Below are 10,594 nucleotides of genomic sequence, written 5' to 3'. Positions count from 1 at the left end.
ATCACATCCTTTGTTAATTCAACTACTGCTTGCATTTTTTCAATTCACCTCCAAATTATATATTGTCTGATATTGACCTGGCGCAGGGAATCCGCTGCCTTTGTCTCAACCCCCAAATTAGCTCCAAAACCACTAAAGCCAATAGTTTCTTCATCCTTTCAACAACTCATTAAATTCTGCAACCGAAAGGTATGCATCTCTAATCAAAGACCTAAGCAATCCTCTATCCAATACCCGATGTTCTGGAATGGACAATGTAGTTTTTACGCCCTCTTTTTTCATTATAATGTGTCTACTTTTTGCCCGCCTCTCTATGTACCAACCTGCCTTTTCAAACCCTTTTATTGCCTCTCTTCCCGAAATAACAGGCAGAACTGCCACTATACAGCTACCTCCATCACCCCAATCTCTTGACCTTTAAGCAACACATCTTCTCCTAAAACAGAGAGACACCCTACTATGGCATCCTTAATGTTGGCTATTGCCTCCTCGATTGTCTCTCCCTGTGAATGACAACCAGGAATTGCTGGACAATGCACCACATATCCAAAGTCTTCCCCTTTTTCAACTATAACTCGGTAGACCATTTTAATTTTACCTCCTTTGTGTGTAAATTTATAGCTTCCATCAGAAACATAGGGTAGCATCTCGCTTTGCAAAGGAATGCGAAACCACCCTAAACACCAAAATCAAGTTAATTATAACCCCTTTTATTTTCATCTTTCTTGAAACCCCTTTAAAATTCTCCCGTAATCTTTATCGCTCAACCAAAACCCTTTGGCTTTTAGCTCATCCATATTTGAAACTACAATCATCTTTCCCTCGTTCTTAATCTCTTGGCTATCCTCTTTGCTCCTTCTATCTCCTCCTTTATCTCCTCTTCGCTGTAATCTCGTATTGGTATCCTTTCTCTCCTGGTAAGCTCCATAAACTCAGAGAGAGAAGGGTCTGACAATTCTTTTGCTTTACCAAGAGAAAACCTCCTTGTCTTAAAAAGAAAAAGGCTGGAAAAAACCCTTAATCCCTTTTCTACATCCTTATCATACTTCCTTAATGCCAGAAAAATATCCTTTGGCAATTCCATTTTTATGGTCTTTGTCTCCATCAAAATTCACCTCCTAAACAATAACCATTCTCCCCAATACTATCTTAAATCCTCTATACTTTCTTGTTCCATCTTTTCCTTCCAATTTTTATATTTTATAATTATTGCTTCATTATCGCAAGTTGGATTTTTGCATACTGGGCTGGCGCAGGGAATTCGCCGCCTTTGCCTCAAACCCCCAAATTAACCCCCAAACCACTAAAGCCAATAGCTTCTTCATTTCTTATACCTCTATTTCCTTTAATATTTTATCATACAACTCATCTTTAATTCTAAACCCAGCTTTGCGTAATCTTTTCATCATATCCTTAAAATCAGTAATTATTCCCAATCTATCCGCTAAAAGAAGAAGACCAATTGTTCCAATTACATTTAACCCAAGAAGTTTGGCGATTTGAGAGGATTCTTTATCATCAAGGATAACATAATTTGCATTTGTTTCTGAGGCTAAAATAATAGTCTCTGCCTCCCCTTTATCTAAATCTTTCTCAAGTAATCTTACCGCTATCTTATCCTTTACCCATTTTCTTTCAATCCATTTTGCTTCCCTTACTTCTTTTGTTCCCGGTCTATCTTTACCAGCAATTACTACTTCATCATATACTGTCTCACAAATGTTCACCTTCCCAAAGAGTCTTCTTAAAATATCCAATCGTTCAATCCTGCATAGGGCAATTAAGCAAGTGGCATCTGCTACTACAATCATTTCTTCCCCTCTTTTTCTGCTATCTTTTTGTCCCTTTCCCAGTCTTCCTGGTCGTAGTAAAGGGGTATTTGCATTTTTTCATTTAACTCAAAGAACTCCCATTTTGAGATTTCTGCTAACTGACATGCCTTTCCTAAAGAAATAGCCTTTCTTCTATATAGCTCTAATGCTACTATCTTCTTTATCTGTGAAGGAAGTTCTTCCTTAGGTATCCTTATACCCACAGAGACCTCCTCAGGTATCTCTACACAAATTGATGCCATTTTTCCCTCACCTCCAAATATTATTTCTTAAAGATATTTTATCATTTTATTCCAATCAAGGCAATATTTTTATTGAGATAAATTGCCTCAGGGTAGCTTCCCGCAGAGACATAAATGGTATCCCCATTCGCTGAGGCATTTATTGCTGCCTGGATTGTCACATAGCTTCCTGGCACATAGTAGAGTTCCGTAATTTTTTTGTAACCCTTTGAAAATAAAAGACTTACATTCATGAGACAGAAAATTTGTAACCTATTGATTTGCAAGCACTTACATTAAAATTTGCCAAATTTTTACGGAATGTCTGCTAACTTGAATTTTATTCCAAAAACCATTTTACCTAAAACCTAAACTCAAGGCTTACATAAGAGCCATAGCCGAGATAATCCCTTCCTGCCTTTACCCTGTCTTTAAAGTATGAGAGGTTAAGACCTAGTGTTCCAGATGTATTCTCTTGAATCTTGTATGTTCCAGATACATCAAATTTGTAATCGTCTTCGTTTATTTCTTGAATTTTTCCCTTTGTTTTACGCTTAAAGCTTGTGTCTATTTTTCCTGTAAGGCTTAGCTTTCTCTCTAATGATATTGCCTTTTTAATAAAAGGAATATTTAAAAACCCTGGCTTTGTATAATCATAAGTGCCAGATAGGGATGGATAAACCTCAAGGTTTTTTGTAATAATTCCCGATGCCTCCTTTGAATTTGAAAATGTTGTTTTAAGAATACTCGTTGTCTTCAGGTTATTCTTCCAATCTGCATTCCATTCAAAATATGGATTATGGGTGATACTTATTGACCTTTCAGCGATATTTGTATATTGATGACTCCAATCTATTTTATAATTTGCCTTAAGGGATGATGAGTTAAACCTCTTTGAAAGCCCTGGTTTTGCCTTCATTAGGTCTAGTGTATTGTTTATTGAGTTTGATATTGTATCAGACCATAAAATTCCATTCTCCTTCTCCTCTAATGTCAATGTAATCTTGCTCTCTGTGGTTAAAGGCTCATAGAGCTTCCATATTCCTGTAATTCCAAATGCCCTTGTATCAGAGGAAGATGTCCTTTTTGCCTTTGAATATAAATCGCCATTTGGACCTTTTCTCTTAAACAAAAGCCCCTTATGGAAATCATTATACACGGATAGTAATGTTTTTAGTGTCTCCTCATTCTGGTCAAGGTTATCATAGCCTGCATTTGCATCCAATGTAAAGGTTGTTGAAAGACCAACACCATATTTCTTCCATTTAATCTCACCGAGGCTATTATTTATCCCCAAATGCGAGGAAGTAGATGCCCTTTTTTTATAAATCCTCCTATCTGTTGAAATGTCATAATCCTCAAGGAAATAGAATTTCTTGTCAATCCTGGTTGAGGAAATCAAGGGAATAAACCTTAATTTCCCAATCTCTACCCTGTTCAGGTCATATTTTATCTCCCTATGTGTTAAAAGGAGGGCTTTGTCCTCCTTTGCCTTTGCCTCATTCTGACCAAATGACAATTTATTTCCCTCAATGGTTATAGAACCCTTATTGTCCCTATGGAGGACATAGGTTGATTGATTCCTGCTTTTTGTTTCATATATATATTGAGAAAGGTTTGAATCCTGCATCTCCCTATTTTGTGTTATGCTATAATTTGTCTCTAAGGGAAAGGTTTTATATGGAAATATGCTTACAATAATTCCATCTTTTACATTATCCTTTTCTGTCTCTTGTAAGGTTTTACTTCCCGAAATCCCTTCATAGCTTGTCTTTAAATCCTCAATGCTCTTACTTATTGAATACTCTGTTGAATATGAAGATTTTGGTAAAATCTTTGGAATGGGAATAGGTCCCTTTGGATAGAATTTTAAAAGAAGGCTTGCAAGAGAAAGGTCCTTGTCATTTTTTTCTAATGTTCCTGTTCCCTGCCTTCCTGGGTATTCTATATCCTCATTTGATATTTGCTTTTCTAATGAAATGTTTGAGCCAGAGAGGGATGGATGGGGTGAAAAGGAAAGGGATGTTTTCCCAGAATGTGATGTCTTCTCTTTCTCATTGCTATTTGTTTTATTAAGATAGTCTGTTAGACTTCCATCTTGCTTTGTAAAACTATATGTTGTGCTTAATGATGGACTTTTTATCTTTTTGGGAAATGTATATGAATGGGAAAGGTCTCCTCCAATTTCTGAATTCATCCCTTCATTATTATTATCAGAATAGCTATACAAAAATTCATTTTTTTTGTAATAGCTTGACAAAACAGGAAATCCCTTGTTTTTCTTCTTATTAAGGTCAAATGATATATCAAATTTTTTATCAGATGTCTCATCAATCCCAAATTTCTGTGTTGATACCTCATCAACATTCTTATAGGAAAGGTCATTTTTCTTTTTATCATAAACAAATTTTAAAAGAGGAAAAACAGAAAACCTTGTAATACTTGTATCAAAATGAATGCTATCTGTTTCTTGTCCTGAAGCTACAGGACCTATTGTTCTAAATTCGCCTTCCTGATTTGTCCTATTAAAATTAAAATTTCCCCAATTAGTCCATCCACCAGATAAAGATACAAAATATGAATCTGCCTCCCTCTTTACAACATCAGAAAGATGAATCTCATTGAGCCATATCTCTCCCTCCGAAGAAGCATTCAAAATAAACCTTATTTCATTGATTCTCCCCATGTTTGGAGAGCCTATTATAACAAAATTTCCATTTTGCGTTCCCTTTTTGGCAAGTAGCTCATTGAAAATGGAAAGGTTTATGCTTATAAGGCTCCATCCCTTAGAGATTGTTCCAACATTATACTCAAAGCAATTACTTGCATCCTGACCAAACCTTAATGAAAGGGATTGTGTTCCAGAATATCCATATACCCAAAACCTCAAGGATTTATAAGAATTATAATTCTGTATCCTTCCAAGTGGCTTTCTTATATAGGCAGATGAGAATGTTGCAAAATTATAGGATATAGAGAGTGCTCCCTCCTCCTTAAGCTCCTCCTTTTCATGAAGCTTTTTGTATTCAGGGTCGTTAATTAAGCTTACATAATCAGCATCATTCTTTGAATTCCTTCCCAATAGGGAAATTGTCCCTGTTCCCTTTGTTAGAACAGGCTTTTCCCAATTAGAGCCTATAATGGCTATCCTATCTATATGAAATGCTGTATTTAAAATTGATGCTGTTCCAGCATTTTTAAACCTTATCCTCATATGCTTGACAACCCTAAGGCCTATACCAGGGTCTTTAATAGGAATCTTATACAACCTCCATCCCGATACTGTATTTTTTGTATCCTGAATATACCTTTCGTCATTTACAAGGACGGTAAAAATAGATTCTCCTGTCTCAAGGGAGCCATCTCCATCAAGGTCTTCACTATCTAATTTGCCATTTTTTGCACCACACCTTGTTTCTGTTGAAAATGGAAAACCTATATCCTCGCCTGGGTTAAGGATGCCATCTTTATAAATAATATCCTCTGTATCCAAAATACCATCTCCATCACTATCCTCTGATACATTGCCAATATCAAGATAGAATTTTATTGTAGAGGATGAGGGGATATCGCTCCAAACCTCAATGAATGAATAGTCAGAAAGGTCTATGCCTTCCTTTGAAAGAAAGGTTGCAAGACCTACAAAGCGCTCAGGTGAACTTGTTCCAAGGGAGAGATTAAATGTAAGCATCTTTTGCTTATTTTGCTCCTCATCTAACCTATGTCCTCCATCTTCTACATAAGGGCCACACCTTTCTGTATAAGGAATCTGCTTTCCATCTTCATAATAAAATATCTTTCCCCTCGGTGTTTGAACCTCTCCTGAGAGAAGACTTGAAATTTGCCAGGAGGTTTCTGTAATCCCTCCTGATACCTCATTCTCTGTATTGTCCATAGAATCTACTATCCCATAGCCATATGTATTTGGATTTTGAATACAATGGGCAAACTCTCCTTCAAATTTAAGGGAAAGTGGTCCATTATAATTCATCTTTTCCTTTAAAAGCTCTGTAAGGGAAAGGCTTGAGGTAATATCAAATACAGAGAGGGATGTTGATGGATGGGTAACCGAGGGAGCACCCTTAAGCCCTGCACCCGATTCTCCGATATATGTTCCACCAAGTGAAAAATTTGCTCCTGGCTTATACTCAATCCTTGTTCCAAGAAGGCTCTTTTGATATACACCCAAAAATGGTGCGTATTCGTAATCTACCTTTATATCATCTTCTGCCTTTATCTTTCTATAGATTGTTATATAACCTACCTCATAGTCAATAGAATATTCGGATTTTGAAAGCCTATTGCCATTTATGTAAATAGCCTCACTCTCTGGAACAATATTGAGCTCATCAAGGGAGAATCCAAATTTTTCTGCAAAATAGGTTATTCTTATGGTATATTTTGATTGTGGATTTTCTTGCTTGTAGCAATTTTGGTTAGAGAGAAGGCTAAGGGTTGCTGGCTGCAATATAGAAAAGATATTTTCTAAATACCAGCTATCCTCATAATAAAACCTATTTTTTTCCTTTGTTGTAGATGTTGTAAAGTCAAATGGAATCCTATCGGGAAATTTAAGAAGCCCTAGGTCCAGGTCAAAAACATCCTTATCAATCTTGTTGTATTCTAATCTTTCTTTACCCTCCTGATCATACCTTTTATCCCTATCTAAACCAAAGATTCTAACATAGGTTAGCTCTCCTGTATCAAAGAGGCCATTATTGTTTGCATCATACCAATATCTTCCTCCTGTATCCCTTATTTCAAAAGAAAAGTCAGCTGCTTCTGGATTTATTTTTCTATAAAAAAGGCTATAATATCCTTTAATCTCAAATAATTCATAAACCCCTGGATTTTTTATCTCCTCTGCCTTTTCATTTTTAATAATGAGGTTTGTTGTAGAAGAGCCTAATCCATTTATAAATGAGACAAGGACAACATAGTTTTCTGAAATTGCATACTTAAATGAAAGAATGCCTGTCCAATAATCAAAGGAATAATCCTCACCCGGGAATTTTTGGTCAAAATAGCCAGTATATGAGCCAGATTTCTCATAAGTGAAACCTGTAAGAGGGATTGCAGATGTATTATTGTTTGGGTCTTTGTCATCAATGTAGACCATAAACGAACCGGGTTTTATGGGAAGATAGCCCTTGCTTTTTAGCCATTCTATCCTTCCTTTATCTACCTTATCGCCTTCCATATCAATTGAGCCAAGAACCTGATAAAATCTCCTCCTTATAAACGAGGTATCCTGCATATCTGAGGAACCTAATGTTGTTGTCCCTTTAAAAGACTTGCTCCTTGATTCTCCCTTTTCCCTGCTTGCAATTGCAGAGATATTAAGCTTATTTTTTAATGTTTGTGCCTTTGCAGATATGCCAAATCCGGATTTCTCATAACCTACAAACTTGCTTGCTGGAAGCTTTAATGCTACATCACCAAATGTTGCCTCTTGAATTACCTCTTCCTTATCACCTGCGTATTTTACCTCAAATGTCTTTTTGGCAGGAAGAACATCCGTGCTCTTATCAGAATAGTCAACATTTACAGAGACCTTTTTCTTTACTATCCCCTTAATCTTTACCTCAAGCTCCTGGTCTATGTTTATCTGATTAGAGCTTTTTTCTTTTTCTGTTGTATTAAGAAGGCTTTTTCCAGAATATCCCATTTTTATAAATTTTCTTCCCAAAACATTTAAAGAAGATTCCTCCGGAAGGTTCCATTTTAAAGCTTCGCCTGGTTGTGTCTTAAGCCTCTCATATTCCTCTTTTGGCAAGATAAGCCTCTTTCTTCTATCCTCTGCCTCCTTTAGTCTATTGGATGCCATCTCTGCCAATAGCTTAATATCTTCTTTTTCTTCTACTTCTTCCTTTGGTTCTTCTATAAGGATTTCCTCTTTAAATTCTATAGTCGGCTCTTCTTTTATTTCCTCTTTTGAAAGAAGAGCTTCTCTCTCCTTTTCTAGCTTTTCTAGGTAGGAAGTAAAATCCTCTTTTTCTATTTTCTCCTCTTTAAATTCTATCTCCTCAGAAAATGCAGATTTTTCTTGTGTTGTCTTGGTTTCAGGAGAATATACTTCTTCTTCATAAGTAATCTCTTTTTCGTTTGTTAATGAGAATGGGTTGAATTGGCAATGAGCAGGAAAAGACAGAAGACAGAAGACAGAAGACAGAAGAAGTAGTAGGTAAGAAAGGAATTTTGAATTTTGCATTTACTTTTACTATCTAAAACACATACAGAATCTTTTTATCAGGGTAATGCTTTATATTCTTTGTTACAATCTTGTATCCTTCTTCACCATTTTTCATTTCTGCATAAAGCTCATAATTTGTCGTAGATGAAAAATAATAGCACGCTGATGACGCTGATGATGCGGATATTCACAGATAGAAAAAAGAGAAAGAAATCAGCGAAAATCCGTTAAATCCGTATCATCCGTGTTCTATTCTTACGACTATTTTCATCAGTGGCTGAATAGTTACATCTTTTGTATAATTTTCTCCCTTTAAATAATCAATAGCAATATCCGTATCAATTATTACCGGATGCATAATCTCTGCCTTCGTCAGACCTTATTTTATTGACAATATCAATGCTATTCTCTTCCCTTTTTTGCCATGTGCCAAAACTTTCTATAGCCCTTTGAATACTTTGCTTTCTAATATATTCACTAAGTGCTTTTGTTACAAACAAGCTAAAGTTATTAGACCTCTTTTTTGCCTGAGTAAATATATTCTCAGGAGTAATAGATGTTTTTACAAATCCCATCCTTATTCCTCTTTTTGTTTAAGTATAAGATAAGATGGTAGGATTGTCAAATATTATTTGAAACTTACCCATTTTTGCAACCTGTCACTTTCCCTCCCTAATAGCTATAATAACCTCTTCATCTTTTGCCCCTCTTAAATTTATTTGCAATTTTGCATGGTATGGCATGGTATGGTTGGAAAATCTAATCGGTTTCACTCAAATACCCTTTTATATTTTACCTATCAAGGCTTTAGGAAGTCAATTTATTTGGCTCAACTCTTGGCTAAAGGGTGAAGGGTCAAGGCTTCCTACCCTTCTACCTTCTCTTAAGTTGTCCTATTTCCTGCTTTAGAAGGTCAATCTGGGTTTGAAGAGAGTTAACCTGCTCCTGATGTTCCTTTTGCTGTTCTTTGATTGCCTCAATTAAAAGGGCAACCAGACGGCTATAATCAAGGCCTGAGGCATCTGTGCCATTCTCTTCATAGATTACTACCTCTGGGATTATACTGCCCACCTCTTCGGCAATTAAGCCAATATCGTGCTTGTCTCCCGCCTTCCAGTCAAAATAGACACCCCTAAGTTTTGCTACCTTTGATAGGGGATTATCAATCGGGGTAATATTTGTCTTCCAGCGACGGGAGCTGTAAGTATTCCAAGCATTTGCGATGCCCCTACCTAACTCATTAGCAGTATTGGGAAGGGTAAGCCGATAGTTTCCCGGTGTTATTCCAACCCCAAGATTGCCGTTTATTGCTACTATATCACTCGCAAAATCGCCATAGATAAGGGGGGAGGAGGTGTTTGAGTTGTCTATGTAAAGCTTGTTTGAGCCTGTTTCATTATAGCCTGCGGAAAAGCCTAAAAAGAGATTGCCAGACCCTTCACTGTTCCAATAACCTGCTTGATAGCCCAAAGCGGTGTTGTCATATCCTGTGGTGTTGTGAGAAAGGGCATGATAACCATTAGCGGTGTTGTTATTGCCTGTGTCGTTGTAAAAAAGGGCACCAGCACCATTAGCGGTGTTGTCATTGCCTGCGGTGTTGGAATAAAGGGCACTACAACCATTAGCGGTATTGTCATTGCCTGCGGTGTTGGAACGAAGGGCATACATACCATTAGCGGTGTTCTCACCGCCTGAGATGTTGTAACGAAGGGCCTCACAACCATTAGCGGTGTTGTAATTGCCTGTGATGTTGGAAAAAAGGGCATAATAACCATTAGCGGTGTTCCAATTGCCTGTGGTGTTGGAATAAAGGGCATTCACACCATTGGCAGTGTTGGCACCGCCTAGAGTGTTGGAATAAAGGGCACCATAACCATTAGCGGTGTTCCAATAGCCTTCGGTGTTGTAATAAAGGGCAGCATAACCATTAGCGGTGTTGTGATGGCCTGAGGTGTTAGAAGAGCCTGCTTGATAGCCAATAAATGTATTGTAATTACCACTATTAACCATTCCTGCTCCAAAGCCAAGGCTTGTGCTGTAGTGGCTATCATCAAAATTTATCAAATCCTTGACTTGGATAGCATTATTTGGGGTGGTTGTGCCAATGCCAAGCCTTCCTAAAATAGTAAGGCTTCCTTCCTTTGTCTGGGTAGTGGTTGATGTATCAATAAAGAAGGAGGAATCTTTGTTATCCAGCAGATCTGCATCCAATGCCATTGTTGCTGTGCTGGCATAGGTAGAGTTTGTTGAGTTTAGCGAGTTTAGCGAGTTGAAAGAATAGGTTGCTGTGCTAGCATAGGTTGCTGTGCCTACAGTAAGCTCATCTGGTGTCTTGCCTGTAAGCTTTT

9 protein-coding genes are annotated in these 10,594 nt (G+C 37.1%); all 9 read right to left on the bottom strand.

Translation table 11 applies throughout. The features are described from left to right. Positions 1-150: 150 nt before the first annotated feature. Positions 151-384: a type II toxin-antitoxin system HicA family toxin gene (locus AB1630_03440; GenBank protein ID MEW6102862.1), complete on the bottom strand. Its 234-nt coding sequence runs from the start codon at positions 382-384 to the stop codon at positions 151-153. Next, the gene (locus AB1630_03435; GenBank protein MEW6102861.1) at positions 381-587 is read right to left on the bottom strand and encodes a type II toxin-antitoxin system HicB family antitoxin; all 207 of its coding nucleotides are present in this window, start codon (positions 585-587) and stop codon (positions 381-383) included. The genes AB1630_03440 and AB1630_03435 overlap by 4 nt, the downstream gene beginning before the upstream one ends. Before the next feature lie 224 nt (positions 588-811). Next, positions 812-1,105 (bottom strand): UPF0175 family protein, encoded by a 294-nt coding sequence (locus tag AB1630_03430; GenBank protein ID MEW6102860.1) that lies wholly within the window; start codon positions 1,103-1,105, stop codon positions 812-814. Positions 1,106-1,328: 223 nt separating this feature from the next. Then, a complete protein-coding gene (locus AB1630_03425) occupies positions 1,329-1,811 on the bottom strand; it encodes a DUF3368 domain-containing protein (GenBank protein ID MEW6102859.1) in 483 nt (160 codons plus the stop codon). Next, the gene (locus AB1630_03420) at positions 1,808-2,074 is read right to left on the bottom strand and encodes a UPF0175 family protein (protein MEW6102858.1); all 267 of its coding nucleotides are present in this window, start codon (positions 2,072-2,074) and stop codon (positions 1,808-1,810) included. Before AB1630_03420 ends, AB1630_03425 begins: the two co-directional genes overlap by 4 nt. A 41-nt stretch (positions 2,075-2,115) precedes the next feature. Further along, on the bottom strand, positions 2,116-2,307 hold the full coding sequence (locus AB1630_03415; GenBank protein MEW6102857.1) for a hypothetical protein: 192 nt from the start codon (positions 2,305-2,307) through the stop codon (positions 2,116-2,118). A gap of 107 nt (positions 2,308-2,414) precedes the next feature. Next, positions 2,415-8,264 (bottom strand): carbohydrate binding domain-containing protein, encoded by a 5,850-nt coding sequence (locus AB1630_03410; GenBank protein MEW6102856.1) that lies wholly within the window; start codon positions 8,262-8,264, stop codon positions 2,415-2,417. A 320-nt stretch (positions 8,265-8,584) separates the two neighbouring features. Then, on the bottom strand, positions 8,585-8,821 hold the full coding sequence (locus AB1630_03405; GenBank protein ID MEW6102855.1) for a hypothetical protein: 237 nt from the start codon (positions 8,819-8,821) through the stop codon (positions 8,585-8,587). 298 nt (positions 8,822-9,119) lie between these two features. After that, on the bottom strand, positions 9,120-10,594 hold a 1,475-nt coding region (locus AB1630_03400; GenBank protein MEW6102854.1), incomplete at its 5' end, for a tail fiber domain-containing protein.

This window comes from bacterium, from assembly GCA_040753555.1.
Taxonomy (GTDB): Bacteria; UBA9089; UBA9088; order UBA9088; family UBA9088; genus JBFLYE01.
Note: the sequence above shows the minus strand (reverse complement) of the source record. Positions and strands in the feature narration are given on the sequence as shown.